16 protein-coding genes are annotated in these 17,295 nt (G+C 58.4%); 9 read left to right on the top strand and 7 right to left on the bottom strand.

Annotation, left to right across the window (positions count from 1 at the left end):
• The first annotated feature begins 45 nt into the window (after positions 1 to 45).
• The gene (locus tag AC2FLE_RS00790) at positions 46 to 927 is read left to right on the top strand and encodes a LysR family transcriptional regulator (protein WP_142636745.1); all 882 of its coding nucleotides are present in this window, start codon (positions 46 to 48) and stop codon (positions 925 to 927) included.
• A gap of 7 nt (positions 928 to 934) precedes the next feature.
• On the opposite strand, the gene AC2FLE_RS00795 is transcribed toward AC2FLE_RS00790, so the two are convergent.
• The gene (locus tag AC2FLE_RS00795) at positions 935 to 1,891 is read right to left on the bottom strand and encodes an NADPH:quinone oxidoreductase family protein (protein WP_496694771.1); all 957 of its coding nucleotides are present in this window, start codon (positions 1,889 to 1,891) and stop codon (positions 935 to 937) included.
• Between the two features lie 339 nt (positions 1,892 to 2,230).
• Here AC2FLE_RS00795 and AC2FLE_RS00800 point away from each other — a divergent pair, with 339 nt between their 5' ends.
• The 3 genes from AC2FLE_RS00800 (at position 2,231) to AC2FLE_RS00810 (ending at position 4,887) form a co-directional block, all read left to right on the top strand.
• Entirely contained in the window at positions 2,231 to 2,602 is a 372-nt protein-coding gene (locus AC2FLE_RS00800; RefSeq protein ID WP_142636749.1) for a helix-turn-helix domain-containing protein, read from the top strand.
• A gap of 44 nt (positions 2,603 to 2,646) precedes the next feature.
• The gene (hisN, locus tag AC2FLE_RS00805) at positions 2,647 to 3,438 is read left to right on the top strand and encodes a histidinol-phosphatase (protein ID WP_496694772.1); all 792 of its coding nucleotides are present in this window, start codon (positions 2,647 to 2,649) and stop codon (positions 3,436 to 3,438) included.
• A gap of 114 nt (positions 3,439 to 3,552) precedes the next feature.
• A complete protein-coding gene (locus tag AC2FLE_RS00810; RefSeq protein WP_496694773.1) occupies positions 3,553 to 4,887 on the top strand; it encodes an 8-oxoguanine deaminase in 1,335 nt (444 codons plus the stop codon).
• Here AC2FLE_RS00810 and guaD read toward each other — a convergent pair.
• Positions 4,884 to 6,173, bottom strand: a complete 1,290-nt coding sequence (gene guaD / locus AC2FLE_RS00815) for a guanine deaminase (protein ID WP_496696059.1) — start codon at positions 6,171 to 6,173, stop codon at positions 4,884 to 4,886. The two genes, AC2FLE_RS00810 and guaD, sit on opposite strands and share 4 nt — an antisense overlap.
• 140 nt (positions 6,174 to 6,313) lie before the next feature.
• On the opposite strand from guaD, the gene mgtE reads away from it, so the two are divergent.
• On the top strand, positions 6,314 to 7,708 hold the full coding sequence (mgtE, locus tag AC2FLE_RS00820; RefSeq protein WP_496694774.1) for a magnesium transporter: 1,395 nt from the start codon (positions 6,314 to 6,316) through the stop codon (positions 7,706 to 7,708).
• Complete coding sequence (locus tag AC2FLE_RS00825; RefSeq protein WP_496693840.1) at positions 7,705 to 8,262, top strand: 5-formyltetrahydrofolate cyclo-ligase; 558 nt, start codon at positions 7,705 to 7,707, stop codon at positions 8,260 to 8,262. The genes mgtE and AC2FLE_RS00825 overlap by 4 nt, the downstream gene beginning before the upstream one ends.
• A gap of 8 nt (positions 8,263 to 8,270) precedes the next feature.
• On the opposite strand, the gene AC2FLE_RS00830 is transcribed toward AC2FLE_RS00825, so the two are convergent.
• On the bottom strand, positions 8,271 to 8,504 hold the full coding sequence (locus tag AC2FLE_RS00830) for a putative hemolysin (RefSeq protein WP_142636759.1): 234 nt from the start codon (positions 8,502 to 8,504) through the stop codon (positions 8,271 to 8,273).
• An 87-nt stretch (positions 8,505 to 8,591) separates the two neighbouring features.
• On the opposite strand from AC2FLE_RS00830, the gene AC2FLE_RS00835 reads away from it, so the two are divergent.
• From AC2FLE_RS00835 to AC2FLE_RS00845, 3 genes are all read left to right on the top strand, one after another.
• Positions 8,592 to 9,407, top strand: coding sequence for a TIGR00282 family metallophosphoesterase (locus AC2FLE_RS00835; protein ID WP_496694775.1), 816 nt, complete (start codon positions 8,592 to 8,594; stop codon positions 9,405 to 9,407).
• Positions 9,408 to 9,497: 90 nt separating this feature from the next.
• Positions 9,498 to 11,276, top strand: a complete 1,779-nt coding sequence (locus AC2FLE_RS00840) for an SLC13 family permease (RefSeq protein ID WP_496689672.1) — start codon at positions 9,498 to 9,500, stop codon at positions 11,274 to 11,276.
• A gap of 96 nt (positions 11,277 to 11,372) precedes the next feature.
• Positions 11,373 to 12,119 (top strand): YbaY family lipoprotein, encoded by a 747-nt coding sequence (locus tag AC2FLE_RS00845; protein WP_496694776.1) that lies wholly within the window; start codon positions 11,373 to 11,375, stop codon positions 12,117 to 12,119.
• Here the strand turns inward: AC2FLE_RS00845 and AC2FLE_RS00850 are convergent, their stop codons facing one another.
• The 4 genes from AC2FLE_RS00850 to AC2FLE_RS00865 all read right to left on the bottom strand — a co-directional run bounded on the left by AC2FLE_RS00850 (position 12,120) and on the right by AC2FLE_RS00865 (position 17,247).
• Positions 12,120 to 13,781 carry an FAD-binding dehydrogenase gene (locus AC2FLE_RS00850; RefSeq protein WP_496694777.1) on the bottom strand — a complete coding sequence of 554 codons (1,662 nt, stop codon included), beginning with the start codon at positions 13,779 to 13,781 and terminating at the stop codon, positions 12,120 to 12,122. It abuts the gene before it with no gap.
• An 11-nt stretch (positions 13,782 to 13,792) separates the two neighbouring features.
• Positions 13,793 to 14,650 (bottom strand): bile acid:sodium symporter family protein, encoded by an 858-nt coding sequence (locus AC2FLE_RS00855; RefSeq protein WP_496694778.1) that lies wholly within the window; start codon positions 14,648 to 14,650, stop codon positions 13,793 to 13,795.
• Between the two features lie 72 nt (positions 14,651 to 14,722).
• Positions 14,723 to 15,457 carry a glutamine amidotransferase gene (locus AC2FLE_RS00860; protein ID WP_496694779.1) on the bottom strand — a complete coding sequence of 245 codons (735 nt, stop codon included), beginning with the start codon at positions 15,455 to 15,457 and terminating at the stop codon, positions 14,723 to 14,725.
• Between the two features lie 17 nt (positions 15,458 to 15,474).
• Positions 15,475 to 17,247, bottom strand: a complete 1,773-nt coding sequence (locus AC2FLE_RS00865) for an SLC13 family permease (RefSeq protein WP_142636773.1) — start codon at positions 17,245 to 17,247, stop codon at positions 15,475 to 15,477.
• Positions 17,248 to 17,295: the final 48 nt, after the last annotated feature.

A 17,295-nucleotide genomic window follows, 5' to 3' on the forward strand; every position in this document is an offset into this window, starting at 1 on the left:
TTTGAAAATGAATATTATTGAACACATCCATAAGGAATCGTGAAGATGCGAAATCTGGACATCACCACTCTCCGCTCCTTTGTGGCAGTTGCCGATCAGGGTGGCGTGACGCGGGCAGCCGGTTTCCTGCACCTGACACAATCTGCCGTATCGATGCAGCTAAAGCGGTTGGAGGAGCTTTTAGGTCTGGAGCTGCTGGACCGAAGTGGCAGAACCATCGCGCTGACAGCGTCGGGCGAACAGCTTTTGGCCTATGCCAGACGCATGATCTCGTTGAATGACGAGGTGATGTCCAAGCTGACGGATCAGGCCTATGAGGGCGAGGTCGTTCTTGGTGTGCCGCATGATATCGTCTATCCGGCGATCCCCCGGGTGCTGCAGCGGTTCAACGCGGATTTCCCACGCGTCCGTGTGCAGCTTATCTCCTCCTATTCGCTGCAACTGAAGGATATGTTTAAGCGCGGAGACTGCGATTTGATCCTAACGACCGAGGCGACAGTGGGGCAAGGGGCCGAGACGATTGCCGAGCTTCCTTTGCGCTGGATTGGTGCGCCGGGCGGGTCTGCCTGGCGAAAACGCCCCATTCCGCTAGCGCTTGGGCGTCGGTGTCTGTTCAGGCCGCAGGTCATTGCTGCGCTGGACGCGGCTGGAATTCCCTGGGAGCTTTCGGTGGAAACCGAAAATGACCGTACTATCGAGGCAACGGTCAGCGCCGATTTGGCGGTTCATGCCATGCTCGAAGGGACAGAGGCCGCACATCTTGCCCAGATCGATTCAGGTGGCGTCCTGCCAGAGCTTCCCGCGCATATGATAAATTTGTATGGCGGCGAAACCGGTCGCGGAGCCGTGGTTGAGGCGTTGGCGACGCTGGTGCGCCAGAACTTTCGTTTGCTTGGGGGGGTGCCGCTCAAAGCCGTTGTCGGTTGATCATCCCTCAGGGGGTTATGACGACTTTCCCGGTGGCCGTCCTGTCGCGCAGCATGGCCAGTCCGCGTTCGACTTCGGACAGGGGCAGGACATGGCTGATATGCGGTTTGATGCGGCCCTCGCTATGCCAGCGAAACAGCGTTTCAAAGCTGTCCGTCACAATCTGAGGTCGAAACTTCAAGTAGCCTCCGATGTAGAGCCCAATGACTGTCAGGTTCTTGACCAGTAGGTGGTTGGCCGGAATTTGCGGCACCTCACCGCCCGCAAAGCCAATGGGCAAGATGCGACCTTCGGGGTTGGTCGCGCGAAAGGCGGCTTTAAACACATCGCCGCCGATCGCGTCATATACGACATCCGCGCCTCCTAATGCCTGGACACGGGCGCGGAGATCTTCGGATGCGTCGATCAGATGATCGGCCCCGGCCCTCTGTGCCACCTTGAGTTTCTCACTGCCGCGCGCCTGCGCAATAACCGTGGCGCCCATAAGCTTGCCGATCTCTACCGCCGTCAGGCCGACGCCACCTGCCGCACCGGTCACCAGCAGGGTTTCGCCGGGCCTGAGCCGCGCACGATGACCCAAAGCAATATGGCTGGTGCCATATGTGATCTGAATTGCGGCAGCGTCTTCAAAGCTCATAGAGTCAGGGATTGCGATTGCACGATCGGCGTCGAACACTCCGAATTCAGCAAGGCCGCCCTGGCCGGAATAGACAGCGACGCGGTCACCCGGGTTCAGGTGGCGTACATTGTTTCCAATTTCGCGAACAATCCCTGCGACTTCCATGCCCAAGGAAAAGGGCGCCACCGGGGTGTCCTGATACGTCCCCTTCTGCATAAGGAGATCCGCAAAATTCAAACCGCAGGCTTTGATTTGAATGCAGACCTGGCTGTCGCCGGGTTCTGGCGGGTCAATACTGCAAAGCTGGGCCTTGGCCCCGTTGGTCTGGATATGAAACGCCAGCATGATTTGGCTCCGTCTTTTCGGGCATAGGTCAGTGCTGTCGTGGTCTTGTCAATCTGTTACCCTGCTGAAGACCCCGTTAATCCGGTGTTGATCAGGTGATTGTTTCCAGATTGGAATCAACGTGTGCGCGGTATTCACAACACAACTATAAACCATTGTTTGTGGAATCAGATTCAACCTTCTTGAAAAAAGCGCCAAAAAACGTAATAGTGCGCTATGGTGCTGATTTGGGGGGCATGTTCCAAATTAGGGAGTGGTTAAGTCGGGCTCGCTAATGTTGCGGTAACAAAGCATGTTGCGCACCCGTATCAGTTGTGTGTGTAAGGGAGGATAGTACCAATGACCCATCACGTCGATGTCCATGTGGGCAAACGCGTCAGGCATCGCCGCTGGCTGATTGGCATGACCCAACAGCAGTTGGCACAGCAAGTTGGTATCAAGTTTCAGCAAATCCAGAAATATGAAACCGGTGCCAATCGAATCAGCGCGTCTCGTCTTTGGGACATTGCCGAGGCATTGGATGTTCCCGTCAGTTTCTTCTTTGAAGGCCTGGAAGAGGTCGAGAAAGGAAGCTCGGATAAGAAATCGGTTCCTGCAGACCTTATGGGCGACAAAGAGGCCCTGGATCTCGTCCGCTCTTACTATGCCATACCGGAAAACCAGCGTCGCCGCCTGTTCGAGCTTGCGCGCGTTCTGAGTGATGTTGCCTGATTTCGCGGGTTGACTCTGATCCTGACGGAACGCACGGGTAGCGTATGGATAAGATGTCGCTGAGTGATCTTGAAGTAGCTGAAGAAATGGCCGACGCGGCGCGTGCGGCCATTCTTCCTTTTTTCAGGCAGTCTAATCTTGAGACTTCGAATAAGCTGGATCAGGGATTTGATCCGGTCACTGTCGCCGACCGCGCAGCCGAAAAAGCCATGCGCGCGGTTTTAGCCCGACATCGGCCCCAAGATGGAATATTTGGCGAGGAATATGGGCAGCACGAGGGGCAAAGTGGCCGCACCTGGGTTCTGGATCCGATCGACGGCACCCGAGGGTTTATCAGCGGGACACCGACTTGGGGCGTTCTGATCGCACTCAGCACGCAGGACGGCCCATTCATGGGGATCATCGACCAGCCGTATATCGGGGAACGCTTCATCGGCTCGGCGGATATCGCGCGAAGCCATGGCCCTACGGGCGATATGTCCCTGAAGACCCGGTCAACGCCCTCGCTGGATCAGGCGATTCTGTTCACGACCTTCCCCGAGGTCGGCGCACCCGAGGATCGCGCCGGGTTTGAGGCGGTGTCGCAGCATGTGCGCCTGACCCGCTATGGGATGGATTGCTATGCCTATGCCTTGCTTGCGGCGGGGCAGGTGGATTTGGTGATCGAGGCGGGTCTGAACGCCTATGACATTCAGGCGCCAATCGCTGTGATCCAAGCCGCCGGCGGTATCGTCACCGACTGGCAGGGCGGCCCCGCCCATAATGGCGGTCGGGCTCTGGCGGCGGCAAACCCGCAGATCCACGCGGCGGCGCTGGAAATTCTGCGCAACTTCTGAAAACTGTTGCGGCGACCCGGCGAGCGGATTAGCCTTAATCCGGCTGGTTCTTGTGCCCGTTTTCCGCCAGCTTTTGCACTCCATGCATGAAACGGGCGATGCAAGGAGAGCACGATGACCGATATCCTCATCAAAAATGCAGACACGATCCTGACCATGGATGACCAGCGCCGTGAGCTTTCTGGCGCGGATATTCTGATCCGAGATGGACAGATTGAACAGATCGGCCATGGGTTGCAGGCGAGCGCTGAGATCCATGATGCAAGCGGATGTGTGGTTACGCCCGGCCTCGTGAACACGCACCACCATCTGTACCAGACCCTGACCCGCGCCGTTCCTGGCGGGCAGGATGCGCTTTTGTTCGGATGGCTGAAAACGCTCTATCCGATCTGGTCGCGATTTGGCCCCGAAGAGATGTTCGTATCCGCCCAGATCGGTTTAGCCGAGCTGGCGTTGACGGGATGCACGCTCAGTTCCGACCACTTATATTTATATCCGAACGGTGCGCGTCTGGATGACACTATTGCTGCGGCTGCCGAGGTTGGCCTGCGGTTCCACCCAACACGCGGCGCCATGAGTATTGGTGAAAGTGATGGTGGCTTGCCGCCGGATTCACTGGTCGAAGCCGAAGCAGATATTCTCGACGACATGATGCGTGTGGTCGACGCGTTTCACGACCCGTCAGAGGGTGCAATGTGCCGGGTCGGGTTGGCACCTTGCTCGCCGTTCTCTGTCAGTCGTGACTTGATGCGTGACACGGCCATTCTGGCCCGTGACAAAGGCGTAATGCTGCACACACATCTGGCCGAAAATGACGAGGATATCGCCTATTCTCAGGAACAATTCGGGTGCCGTCCTGGTCAATATGCCGAGGATTTGGGATGGACCGGGTCAGACGTTTGGCACGCCCATTGCGTGAAACTGGACGGGGCAGAGATTGATCTATTTGCCCGGTCCCGGACTGGCGTGGCCCACTGTCCCTGTTCGAACTGCCGGTTGGGCTCGGGGATAGCACCGGTAAGGTCGATGCGAGATAGTGGCGTGCCTGTGGGTCTTGGCGTCGATGGGTCGGCCAGCAATGACAGTGGCAATCTGATCCTCGAGGCGCGGCAGGCCATGTTGTTGCAGCGTGTCGCCAGCGGTGCCGATGCCATGTCCTCTCGCGAGGCGCTTGAAATTGCCACGCGGGGTGGGGCGGATGTCTTGAACCGACCTGATTGCGGCCGTCTGGCTGTCGGAAAGCGTGCCGATATAGCCATTTGGAATACGCGCGGCATCGAAAGCGCGGGCAGTTGGGATCCGGCAGCCCTGTTACTTGCCGGTCCGACGAGGGTAAAGCACCTGTTTGTCGAAGGCCGTCAGATCGTGCGGGACGGGCAGATCGCAACGCTGGATCTGCCCCGGGTGATTGAACGGCAGAACCGATTGGCCCTTGCCTTGCAATCCTAGGTCCTGACAGGTTGACCTGCGATCCAAACCTCGGCAATCGCCCTGTCATCGCCCATCATGATGGTGGGAAAGAGGGCCTCCCACAGGTCATCGGCGCAGGCCTCGCGCTGAGCTATGGCCGGGGTGGAGGCGAGATCGAGCACGATCAGGTCGGCCTCCATTCCCGGGGCGATATTGCCGATGCTGTCATCCAGCCTCAGCGTTCGGGCCGACCCTACGGTGCCCAGCCACAGCAGTTGCGCGGCGTGCAGCGGCGTTCCGCGCAGTTGTCCGATCTCATAGGCCGATGCCATCGTGCGCAGCATCGAGAAACTTGAACCGCCACCAGTATCCGTTGCCAGACCAACCCGGTGTCCGTCGCGCATCAACCCTGCCATGTCGAACAGGCCTGACCCGATAAAGGTGTTTGAGGTCGGACAATGGATCAACGCAGCGTCGACCTCACGCAGTCGGTCGCGTTCACGTGCCTCAAGGTGGATGACGTGGCCATACAGGCCGTTGGGGCCCAGCAGGCCGAACTTTTCATAGGTGTCCAGATAATCGCGGGCGTCGGGAAACAGCTCGCGTACCCAGGCAATTTCATCAGTCTGTTCGCTGAGATGGGTTTGCATCAGGCAATGGGGATGCTCTGCCCATAATGCGCCCATGGCCTCTAGTTGTTCGGGTGTGGAGGTGGGTGAGAAACGCGGCGTAATCGCATAGGACAGGCGGTCGATCCCGTGCCATTTCTCAAGCAAAGTCTGGGATTGGTCATAGGCAGTTTGCACGGTATCTCTCAGGCCATCGGGTGCGTTGCGATCCATGCAGGTTTTGCCCGCAACCACACGTTGACCGCGTTGTTTGGCCGCAAGGAAAAAGGCATCAACACTCTCGGGATGGATGGTGCAATAGCTGCACATCGTGGTGGTGCCGTGTGCCGCTGTCAGGTCCAGATACCGGTTGGCAATCTCAGAGGCATAGGCTGCATCCCCGAATTTCATCTCTTCGGGGAAGGTATAGGTGTTCAGCCAGTCGATCAGGCGTTTGCCCCAACTGGCGATCATGGCGGTCTGCGGATAATGCACATGCGCATCAACAAATCCTGCAAGGATCACGTGCTGACCATGATCCACGACTTTTGCCTCGGGGTGGGCATTGTTCAGACTGTCGGCATCCGATACGCTGGAAATCCGACCGTTTTCGATCAGAACCGCTTCGCTGATTTTGACAGCCTCGGTCGGTTCGCCCTCGAACGGGGTGCCAGTGAAACTCAGGACACGCCCTTTCAGCAGCGTTTTTTGCGCCATACTCATTCATCTCCGCCTGTCTGGGACTGCGAAACAGCATAGGGGCAGGAAAGTTGTCGGTAAATCGGCGCATTGTCATTGTTTTCCGGTAGCTGCTTCTTCTATTTAGGGGCCAATGGGCGAACAGAGCGGGGGCAGATATGACAACAGGTATTAACGAACCCGTAACTGAACCGACTTCTGATGATGACGCCTATGCGCTGGATCGTCGAACGGTAGCATCCATTCTGTATGCAGTTGATGTTGATGACCGCGACAAGCTGGTCGAATTGATGGACCCGCTGCACGCTGCCGACATTGCCGACCTTCTGGAACAGATCAACCCCTATGACCGCGCCCGGTTGATCCGTCTGTATGACAAAGAGTTCGACGGCGATATTCTGTCTGAACTGGACGAAGGTGTCAGGGAAGAAGTTATTGAAGTCCTGCGTCCCGATGTTCTGGCGGATGCGGTACGCGACATGGAAAGCGACGATGTCGTCGATCTGCTGGAAGACCTTGAAGAGCCCCAGCAAGAAGCCATCCTGGGTGCGCTGGAGGATTCCGAACGGATCGCGGCCGAACAGGCGCTGTCCTATCCCGAAAACTCGGCCGGTCGTCTTATGCAACGCGAGGTCGTCATGGCGCCCGAGCATTGGACTGTCGGGCAGGCGATTGATTTTATGCGTGCCAATGACGGGCTGCCGGACCAATTCTACCATGTGGTCCTGGTTGACCCGCGTCTGAAGCCAACCGCGCAGGTCACGCTGGGCAAGCTGATGGCCACTCGGCGCGAGGTGGCTCTGCATGAGATTGCCGAAGAAGAATTCTACACCATCCCGGTCGATCAGGACGAAGAAGATGTGGCTTATGCGTTCAATCAGTATCACCTGATCTCGGCCCCGGTGGTGGATGGTGACGGACGGCTGGTCGGGGTGATCACCATTGATGACGCGATGGTGGTTCTGGATGAGGAATACGAAGAGGACATGTTGCGTCTTGCCGGCGTCAGCAACGAAAGCTCGCTGTCCGACAGTGTGGCCGCGACCAGCAGGCGCCGCCTGCCGTGGTTGGCGGTAAACCTGTGTACTTCGATCTGCGCCTCGCTGGTGATTTCCCAATTCGAGGCGGCGATTGATCAGTTGGTGGCATTGGCCATTCTGATGCCGATTGTGGCCTCGATGGGGGGCAATGCGGGGACACAATCGCTGACCGTCGCAGTGCGAGCCCTGGCAACGCGCGACCTGACAGGTGCGAACGTGATGCGGGTGATCCGACGGGAACTGCTGGTGGGCATGTTGAACGGGCTGTGTTTTGCCACCGTTCTGGGCGTGGTGGGAATGTATTGGTTCGGCTCGCCGTTGTTGGGTGTCGTGATTGGCTCCGCCCTGGTCGTGAACATGGTGATCGCAGGCTTTGCCGGTACGGTAGTACCGGTCGTGCTGGACCGGATGGGTATTGACCCGGCGCTGGCGTCAGGAACCTTTGTGACGACAACGACGGATGTCATGGGATTCTTTATCTTTCTTGGGCTTGCCAGCGTGGTGCTATTGTGACCGATCTGACCGAAATCAAAGCTGCCGCGCGCAAGGCGGCCTTTGCCCGGCGCAAATCTGCGTTTGATGCAAATCCGCCCGGTGCCGCCGGGCGACTGTCTGAAATTCTGGCCGGGCACCGCGGAGTACCCCTGTCGGGTTATATGCCCATCCGGACCGAGAGTGACCCGCTGCCCGCCATGGCCGAGGCGTCCGCTTATGGCCCGGTTGGCGTACCAGTCATTCAGGCGGCCGGGCAGCCGCTGAAATTCTCTCGTTGGACGCCCGAAGGCAGGCTGAAGGATGGTCCGTTTGGCGCCAAAGTGCCCGAGGTCGATGACTATTTCGATCCCGAAATTCTGATCGTGCCACTGGTGGCATTCGATGCAAATGGAGGGCGTCTGGGTTATGGGGGTGGGTTCTATGACCGGACATTGGAAGGGCTGCGCGCGAAACGCCCGACTCTGGCCATCGGTTTTGCCTTCGATGCGCAAGAAGCAGACGGGTTGCCGCTGGAACCGACGGATCAACCGCTTGATATGGTTATCACCGAAAGCCGCGTGTTGACCTTTTAACCAGCCTATCAGCCCTGGTTTTTGGCGCGGAAATATTCCCAGGCGTTTTTCTCGGTCCCATCAGGCAATATGCACACGCCGGTCTGGCCATTCTCTCCGTCCCGAATTTCATACCTCCCACCGCTGTCGATGCAATAGATGGCCGAGGGGTTTGGCAGCTGTGGGTTTGAGTTGACCGCTTGCTCTTCCGAGCAGGCAGCAAGGGTGGCACAGACACCAAAGGTCAGACCGATCCGAAACATAAAGAATCTCCTAAATAAAGAGTTTTGCCGTTCATTGGGTCAGCTTAACGGCTTGTACTTGCGAATTGCCACACTTAGACGGTTTCTATGAGGATACTTTTTCTGGGTGACGTTATGGGCCGCGCTGGACGCGCGGCTGTTCAGCAACATCTGCCACGTCTGCGCGACGAATGGCGGCTGGATTTCGTGGTGATCAATGGTGAGAACGCCTCGAACGGAATGGGTTTGACCGGGGATCATGCCAAGCTGCTGTTAGATGCAGGGGCGGATTGCCTGACGCTGGGCGACCACGCTTTCGACCAGAAGGACATGTTGCAATTCATCGAGAGCGAACCGCGCATTGTGCGCCCCGTTAACTTTGCCAAGGGTGCTCCGGGACGCGGGCATCGTCTCTATACCGCCCCTGGCGGGCGCAAAGTTTTGGTCGTACAGGTGCTGGGGCAGGTCTTTATGAAGCGGCCCTTCGATGATCCGTTTTCGGCGATCGAGCCAATTCTGAAGTCGCACCCGCGCGGCGGTCAGGCCCAGGCGATCATCGTTGATATGCATTGCGAGGCCACATCCGAAAAGATGGCGATGGGGCACTATTGCGACAAGCGCGCCAGCCTGGTGGTTGGGACCCATACGCATGTTCCGACCGCGGATGCTCAGATACTTCCGGGGGGAACAGCCTATCTGACCGATGCTGGGATGTGCGGAGACTACGATTCTGTCATTGGGATGGACAAGCTGGAACCGATGCGCCGGTTCATCACCGGGATGCCCAAGGCGCGGTTTACGCCTGCAAATGGCGAAGCAACGCTGAGCGGTGTGTTCGTGGAAACCGATGATCGCAATGGTCAGGCAAAATCCGTGCAAATGGTGCGCGTTGGGGGTTGCTTGCAACAAGCCGGGCTGCAATAGCGCGACGTTGGGCTTGCCCTGCTGCCCGCAATACGGGAAACTGCCCGACGGGCGCGCAAGCTGGGCCAGGGTTCGGACTGAATACCACGAATGCAATTTCTTCAACTGACAGAAACGGGCAGCGCGATCGTGGCGCTATTGGTTGTCGCAGGCATGTTTGTCATGTTCCTGCGCGAGGCTTACCCGACCGAGGTTGTCGCCATCGCGGGCGTTGCCCTGATGCTGGTGACCGGTATCCTGCCCTATCAAAGCGCGTTGGCAGTTCTGTCCAATCCTGCGCCATGGACGATTGCGGCGATGTTCATCGTCATGGGGGCTCTGGTCAGAACCGGGGCATTGGATTCCTTTACCGCAACTGCGCAGAAACAGGCACAGGTTAACCCGCGTATCGCGATTGCCATGCTGATGGGGTTTGTGGTTCTGGCCTCGGCGGTGGTGTCAAACACACCCGTGGTCGTCGTGATGATCCCGGTTTTTGTACAGATTGCCCGCACGTTGAACGTGCCGGCCTCGAAATTGCTGATCCCGCTCAGCTATGCTGCCATCATGGGGGGGACGCTGACACTGATCGGCACCTCGACCAACCTGCTTGTGGATGGTGTCGCGCGATCTCAGGGTCTGGCTGCATTCACGATTTTCGAAGTCACGCCCTTGGGCATCGCAGTAGTGATCTACGGCATGATCTATCTGCGCTTTGTTGCGCCGCGCCTGCTGCCGGAACGCGACAGCATGGCCTCGCTTCTCAGTGATCGCTCTAAGATGAAGTTCTTCACCGAGGCCGTCATTCCGCCCGACAGCAACCTGATCGGGCGCGAGGTGACAGGGGTGCAACTGTTCAAACGCCCCGGCGTACGCCTGATTGACGTGGTCCGCGGGGACGAGTCTTTGCGGCGCAACCTCAAAGGGGTGACGCTTGAGGTTGGGGATCGCGTGGTCCTGCGGACCGAGATGACCGAGTTGCTGAGCCTGCAAAGCAACAAAGAGTTAAAGCGTGTTGATCAGGTTTCTGCGGTCGAGACCAAAACGGTCGAGGTGCTGATCACACCGGGGTGCCGTATGGTTGGGCGAACGCTGGGCGTGATGCGCCTGCGCCGCCGCTATGGTGTCTACGTTCTGGCGGTACATCGGCGGAACCAGAATATCGGTCGTCAACTAGACGACCTCGTGGTGCGAGTCGGGGATACTCTGCTGTTGGAGGGATCACCTGCCGATATCCAGAAGCTTGCCGCTGATATGGATATGGTCGACGTGACACAGCCCTCGGCGCGGGCGTTCCGCCGCAATCACGCTCCGGTGGCGATTGGCGCACTTATCGGGATCGTCGTATTGGCTGCTTTAGGTGTGGCGCCAATTCTGCTGCTGTCCATTCTTGCGGTCGCTCTGGTTCTGGTCACCCGCTGCATAGACGCGGATGAGGCGTTTTCCTTTATCGAAGGGCGACTTCTGGCATTGATATTCTCGATGCTGGCCATCGGGGCCGCGCTTGATAAGTCCGGGGCGGTTTCCCTGATCGTCGATGCAATCGCACCTGGGCTTAGTGCGCTGCCACCGTTCCTGATCGTTTGGGCCATCTATGTTTTGACCTCGGTGCTTACCGAACTCGTCTCCAACAACGCCGTTGCGGTAGTGGTCACGCCGATCGCAATCGGGTTGGCGCAGGCCGTCGGCGTAGACCCAAGGCCGCTGGTAGTTGCGGTGATGTTGGCGGCATCTGCATCCTTTGCGACACCAATCGGATATCAGACCAACATGATGGTCTATGGTCCGGGGGGATATCGGTTTGTCGATTTCATGAAGGTTGGCATCCCTTTGAACCTGACGGTAGGGCTGCTTGCTTCGTTGCTTATTCCGATCATCTGGCCGTTGTAACACCGGCGCGAACCCGCCGGTTTTGCTCTGACGGTCTTGTAAAGGCTGATCCAGACACAATCTTTTCCTCTAGAACTTGGACGAAAGGACGGGATTATGCCTTTTCCAAAATTTGGTCAATTGATCGTGATGGGTGCGATTATGGTGGCGCTGATTGGCAGCGATGTATCGGCCGGTTCGGTGACCGGTACCGCCTCCTATCGCGAACGGATTGCCGTACCTGAAGACGCGACGCTTTATATCGAGCTGCAGGATATATCGCTTGCGGATGCGCCAGCGGTAACGCTGGCTGCGCAGCGCTACGTGCTGAGCGGGGTGCCTGCCGAGTTTGAACTGACCTATGATGATGCTCTGATCCGTGACGGGATGACCTATGCGGTGCGGGGGGCAATATATCGTGGGTCACAACTGCTGTTTACGACCGACACGGTGTATCCGGTCCTGACCAATGGTGCGCCGGATACGGCCGACCTTTTGTTGGTCAAGACGGGCGGCCCCACGTCGGCGGGGCTGGAAAACACAAGCTGGACGGCGATTGGTGTGGATGGGGCCGTGCTGAACAGCGAACGCGCACCGCAACTTGATTTTGCGCAAGGCGGTGCCTTTAGCGGCTCAGGCGGTTGCAACCGGTTCACCGGGCAGGCCGAGATATCGGGCACTTCGCTGACGTTTCCAGACAATATTGCGGCCACTTTGATGGCCTGCCCGCCCGAGATGGAGCAGGTGGAGGATCAGTTCTTTGCCGCCCTGCAAAACGTGGTGTCCTATGCGGTGGCGGGCGATAGCCTTGCGCTGCTGGACAGCGCAGGCGACCCGGTTCTGAAATTCATACGCACGCAGTAATCAGGCCACAGCGCGCGACCGTCCTGCGTTGCGCCCGGAAAAGATGCAGCCGCCCAGAAATGTGCCTTCCAGCGCGTTGTATCCGTGATAGCCGCCGCCGCCGAAACCGGCGACCTCTCCTGCGGCGAACAGCCCGGGAACGACCTGACCGTTTGCACCGATCATCTGACTGTCGAGGTTGGTCTGCAAACCGCCCAGCGTTTTGCGCGTCAGCATGTGAAGTTTGACCGCGATTAGCGGCCCATTGGCAGGATCAAGGAACTTGTGTGGTTTGGCGGTGCGGATCAACCTGTCACCCCGATAGTTGCGGGCCGCCAGAATAGCCGCCATCTGCGCGTCCTTGGTAAACGGGTTGTCGACCTGTGAGTCCCGCGCTTCGATCTGGGCGCGCAAATGCGCCTCATTGATCAGATCGCCACCCAGTTGGTTCATGCCGCTGACCAGTTCGGTCAGAGTGTTGGCAACGATGAAATCTTCCCCGTGCTGTTTGAAGGCCTCGACCGGCGCGGTGGCTTGCGATCCTGACAAAATGCGCTGACGGATAACCTCTTTCCAGCTGCCCGAGGTGAAATCCGGGTTCTGTTCCGATCCCGATAGCGCAAATTCCTTTTTGATCACCTTTTGGGTCAGCACAAACCAGCTGTATTCATAGCCGGTCTTCAGGATTTCTTTCAGCGTGCCCAGCGTGTCGAACCCCGGCAAGCAGGGGGGCAGCAGACGATTGCCGCGCGCGTCAAACCACATAGAGCTGGGGCCGGGCAGGATGCGGATGCCATGCGAGGGCCAGATCGGGTTCCAGTTTTTGACGCCCTCGGTGTAATGCCACATCCGGTCGCCGTTGATCAAATGCCCGCCGGCCTTTTCGCTGATGGGGATCATGCGGCCGTCAACGTGGAACGGCACGCCCGCAATCATGTCCTTGGGTGGTTCGCCAAGGCGGTCCCGCGGCCAGTTCTTGCGCACCATTTCGAAATTGCCACCAATACCGCCCGAACTGACGATGACCGAAGGAGCATAGACCTCGAATTCCCCAACCTCTTCCCGGTTGGTCTTGGCGCCATGCGCGGCTGCGTCCTCAGCCAAGACCTCTCCCGAGACGCCTTTGGCACAGCCGTTTTGCATAATGATATGGCTGACTTGGTGGCGGAACTTCAGCTGGATCAGGCCTGTGCTGACATGTTCGCGCACGCGACGGATGAAATGTTCCAGAACACCAGGGCCGGTGCCCCATGTGATGTGGAACCGAGGTACCGAATTGCCATGCCCATCGGCATAAGAACCGCCACGTTCGGCCCATCCAACCACAGGAAACCATCGCAGCCCCATATCGTGCAGCCAGGGCCGCATTTCACCGGCGGCGAATTCGACATAAGCCTCGGCCCATTTGCGGGGCCAAGCGTCTTCTTCGCGGTCAAACTGCGCGCTGCCCTGCCAGTCACGCAAGGCCAGTTCGTGGCTGTCCCTGATGCCCATCCTGCGCTGTTCCGGCGTGTCGACCATGAACAGTCCACCGAGGCTCCAGAACGCCTGACCGCCGAGGAAATGACCGGGTTCCTGATCCAGTATGATCACCTTTTTTCCACGGTCGCCTAGCTCGGCCGCGGCCGCAAGCCCGGCCAGCCCAGCCCCAACGACAATGGCATCTGCGGTGTTATTGGACATGTTTTTTCCTCTCAGCTGCGGCGCAGCCAGGCGATAAATGGCAGGGCGACGACATACATCAAGATACCATAGACGGCCGATGGCAGAGCAAGAGGGCTTAGCCCGTTTTCCGTGCTGGTAATCAGCGCTGCCAATGTGATGCCAAGAGTCGAGTTTTGGATGCCAGTTTCGATCGAGATCGTCTTGCTCTCGTTCCATGACAGGTTCACGGCGCGGGCCAGTCCCAGCCCGATCAGCAGCAGCGCAATGTTCAGGGTGATCAACGCCGACCCCATCAGCCCCAAATTTTCGACGAACATTTCCCAGTTCCCGGCCAGCGCGGCGAGAACGATCAGGACGAAAAGAATCGAAGCCAGTTTGGACAATGGGGCATCGACCCGCTCTGCGAATCCTTTTGCGAAATGCCGTATACTGACGCCGATAGCGACGGGCAGGGTGGTGATAAGGAACATCGCTATGGCCAGCCCGGCGATCGAAACCTCGGGTGCGTCCTCGCCCATGAAGTGATTGATCGACCATGCGGCCAATACGGGTACCGTCACCATCGACAACAAGCTGATGATGGCTGTCAGGCTGACGGAAAGAGCGACATCACCCTTGGCCAGTTTAGTCAGGATATTGCTGGTAACACCGCCGGGGCAAAAGCTGAGGAGCATAACACCGACTGCTATTTCCGGTGGCAGTGCAAAGAGTTTGACCGTCGTAAATGCCGCAATGGGAAGCAAGATCACCTGGCAGAACGCCCCTATCGAAAAAGGGTATCGTCTGCTGACAACCCGGCGGAAATCGGCGATCTCAAGCCCGACACCCAAGGACAGCATGATTATGGCCAACGATAGTGGCAGGCCGACATTAATAAGCAGATCCAACTACAACTCCTCCCAAAGCCGTTCGGACCAGCGTAAGCGAGGGTCAAAGCCGCAGGCAACCGCGCCGTAGGGTCAGCCGTAGCGTTGGGCGAACCTGCGCAGGATTTCACCGGGCAGAGTGACATTGGCGGCGTGGCAAATGTCGATCAGACGCTGCGCATCTTCGGGCGGGAAATAGCCGTGGTGTTTGTAGATGGTGATACGTTCTTCAAAGTCGCGGGCATCAGCCTCGGGGTGGAACTGTGTGGCATAGACATTCTGGCCCCAGCGGATCATCTGGAAGGGGCAAGGGTCCGAGGCAAGCAGATGCACGCACCCTTCTGGCAGGGATTGCACAGCCTCTTTATGGCCCACAAACGCATCAAAACTCTGACCCAGCCCCGAGATCAGTGGATCGGTCGCACCGTCCTCTGTCACGTGGCAGGTCGAGGGGCCGACGGGCTCTCCGAACTGGTCCTTGCTGACATCGCCACCCAGATGCGCGGTAAGAATACCTAGCCCATAGCAGCACCCCATGAACGGATGATCGCGCGCGGTGATCTGCGGCATCAGGCCCATGATCGCGGCTTCGATGCGGGCATCCATGTGCGACTTTGCAGTTGGATCATCGCTGACACAGCCGGGGCCGCCGCCGACGATCACTCCGGCATAATCTGTCACGTCCAAACCCTCGGGCAGGTCTTCGCAGTCCAGCCGGATGCGATGAGTTTGATCAGGGCTTAGGCCGGTCTTGTCCAGAATCGAGGCATATTCGGCATCCGACGCATCGGTTTCCGGGCGTAACTGCAGGATCAGAAATTGTTTCATGGAACGGCTCTTACCCGTCACAACGGCCAGAACACAAGGATGGCGGGTATCGAAACCGCAATGATCAGGATTTCCAGCGGCAGGCCCATGCGCCAGTAGTCTCCGAACCGATAGCCACCCGGACCCAGAACCAGCGTGTTGTTCTTATGCCCGATAGGTGTCAGGAACGCGGCCGAGGCTGCAACGGCGACCGTCATCAGAAACGGGTCGGGGGAAACCTCAAGCGTGCGGGCCATCTGAATGCCGACCGGGGCCGCCACAATCGCCGTAGCGGTGTTGTTCAACACGTCCGACAGGGTCATGGTGACCACCATCAGAACGGTCAGAATAGCCCATGCAGGCAGGCCGTTAGTTAACTGGATCAGCGCATTGGCGATCAGTTCGGTGCCGCCCGAGGTTTCCAGTGCGCTGCCCAGGGGGATCATCGAGCCCAGCAAAACGACCACCGGCCATTCGATGTGAGTATAGAGATCCGCGATTGGCATGATCTTGGTCAGCACATAGGCAACCACAACAAGCCCCAATGCGACCGGCAGGTAGATCAGCCCAACACTGGCCGCCAGCACCGCGGTGGCAAACAGGCCAATCGCAAGCCACGCCTTTTCATTGGCGGTGACGTTCAGACCGCGTTGGGCCAGCGGTAGGCATCCCAGCCATTCGGTCACATCGGCGCTGCGATCACGCGGGCACAGCAACAACAGGATGTCGCCAGCCTCAACCTCGGTTTTGCGGACCTGTTCGGTGATGCTGCGGCCCTGGCGCGAAATGCCCATCAAAACGGTGCTCTGCCGCCATGCCAATCCCAACCCCTGCGCCGTACGCCCGGTGATGCGGGCGTTTTCGGTCACGACAACCTCGACGACTTCCAGCCCGTCGCCTTCAGCGGTCAGAAGCTCCTGTCGACGTGTGTCCGAAAAATCCAGCTTCAGCGCCGCGCGGAATTCATCCAGCGCCTCGGGGCGGGCCTCAAGCACCAGCGCGTCACCCTGATTCAGTGTTGCATGGGCCGACCGGCCATAGCGGCGCTTGCCGTCGCGGATCAGGCCGATGATGGCGACGTCGGATTTCTCGGCATCTTCATAAAGCTCGCTGACCCGTTTGCCGATCAACGGCGATTCCGGTGGGACGGTCAGTTCTGCGATATATTCGGCCAGCGCCTCAGAGGTTTCGGTTTGCGGTCCCCGGTTCGGGATCAATCGCCAGCCCACCAGTGAGACAAAGGCAAGCCCGGCAATCGCAGCAATGCCACCCACAGGGGCGAAATCGAACATACGAAAGGGCTCGCCCAGAGTTTCTGCGCGGATTGAGGCGATGATGATGTTCGGTGGCGTGCCAATCAGGGTCGCCATCCCACCCAGAATTGTTGCAAAGCTGAGCGGCATTAGGGTCAGGCCGACGGCTCGTCCGGCTTTTCGTGCGGTCTGAATGTCGACCGGCATCAACAGGGCCAAGGCAGCGACGTTATTCATGAAGGCGGACAGAACAGCCCCGATACCGCCCATCAAGGCGATATGGGCCCCAAGGCCGCGTGACGCGTCAACCAGGGATCGCGTGATCAGGAATACCGCACCGGACCGGACCAGCCCGGCTGAAACGACCAGAACCAGCGCGACGATGATGGTTGCCGAGTGACCAAAACCGGCAAAAGCGTCATCGACGGGTACGACACCCAACACCACTCCGATCAGAAGCGCGGAAAACGCAACAAGATCATAGCGAAACCGCCCCCAAAGCAGCATTCCGAATACAGTGGCAAAGAGAGCGAAAAGTATGATCTGATCTGTCGTCATACCGCCAACATACTCGCAGAAGAAGCCGTCGCAAGCCGGTCTCTTGAT

The organism is Ruegeria sp. CDSA077 (assembly GCF_059612265.1).

Coding starts and splice junctions, on each gene's coding strand:
- AC2FLE_RS00790 (WP_142636745.1), top strand. CDS start 46: ATGCGAAATCTGGACATCACCACTCTCCGCTCCTTTGTGGCAGTTGCC.
- AC2FLE_RS00795 (WP_496694771.1), bottom strand. CDS start 1,891: ATGCTGGCGTTTCATATCCAGACCAACGGGGCCAAGGCCCAGCTTTGC.
- AC2FLE_RS00800 (WP_142636749.1), top strand. CDS start 2,231: ATGACCCATCACGTCGATGTCCATGTGGGCAAACGCGTCAGGCATCGC.
- hisN (WP_496694772.1), top strand. CDS start 2,647: ATGGATAAGATGTCGCTGAGTGATCTTGAAGTAGCTGAAGAAATGGCC.
- AC2FLE_RS00810 (WP_496694773.1), top strand. CDS start 3,553: ATGACCGATATCCTCATCAAAAATGCAGACACGATCCTGACCATGGAT.
- guaD (WP_496696059.1), bottom strand. CDS start 6,173: ATGGCGCAAAAAACGCTGCTGAAAGGGCGTGTCCTGAGTTTCACTGGC.
- mgtE (WP_496694774.1), top strand. CDS start 6,314: ATGACAACAGGTATTAACGAACCCGTAACTGAACCGACTTCTGATGAT.
- AC2FLE_RS00830 (WP_142636759.1), bottom strand. CDS start 8,504: ATGTTTCGGATCGGTCTGACCTTTGGTGTCTGTGCCACCCTTGCTGCC.
- AC2FLE_RS00835 (WP_496694775.1), top strand. CDS start 8,592: ATGAGGATACTTTTTCTGGGTGACGTTATGGGCCGCGCTGGACGCGCG.
- AC2FLE_RS00840 (WP_496689672.1), top strand. CDS start 9,498: ATGCAATTTCTTCAACTGACAGAAACGGGCAGCGCGATCGTGGCGCTA.
- AC2FLE_RS00845 (WP_496694776.1), top strand. CDS start 11,373: ATGCCTTTTCCAAAATTTGGTCAATTGATCGTGATGGGTGCGATTATG.
- AC2FLE_RS00850 (WP_496694777.1), bottom strand. CDS start 13,781: ATGTCCAATAACACCGCAGATGCCATTGTCGTTGGGGCTGGGCTGGCC.
- AC2FLE_RS00860 (WP_496694779.1), bottom strand. CDS start 15,457: ATGAAACAATTTCTGATCCTGCAGTTACGCCCGGAAACCGATGCGTCG.
- AC2FLE_RS00865 (WP_142636773.1), bottom strand. CDS start 17,247: ATGACGACAGATCAGATCATACTTTTCGCTCTCTTTGCCACTGTATTC.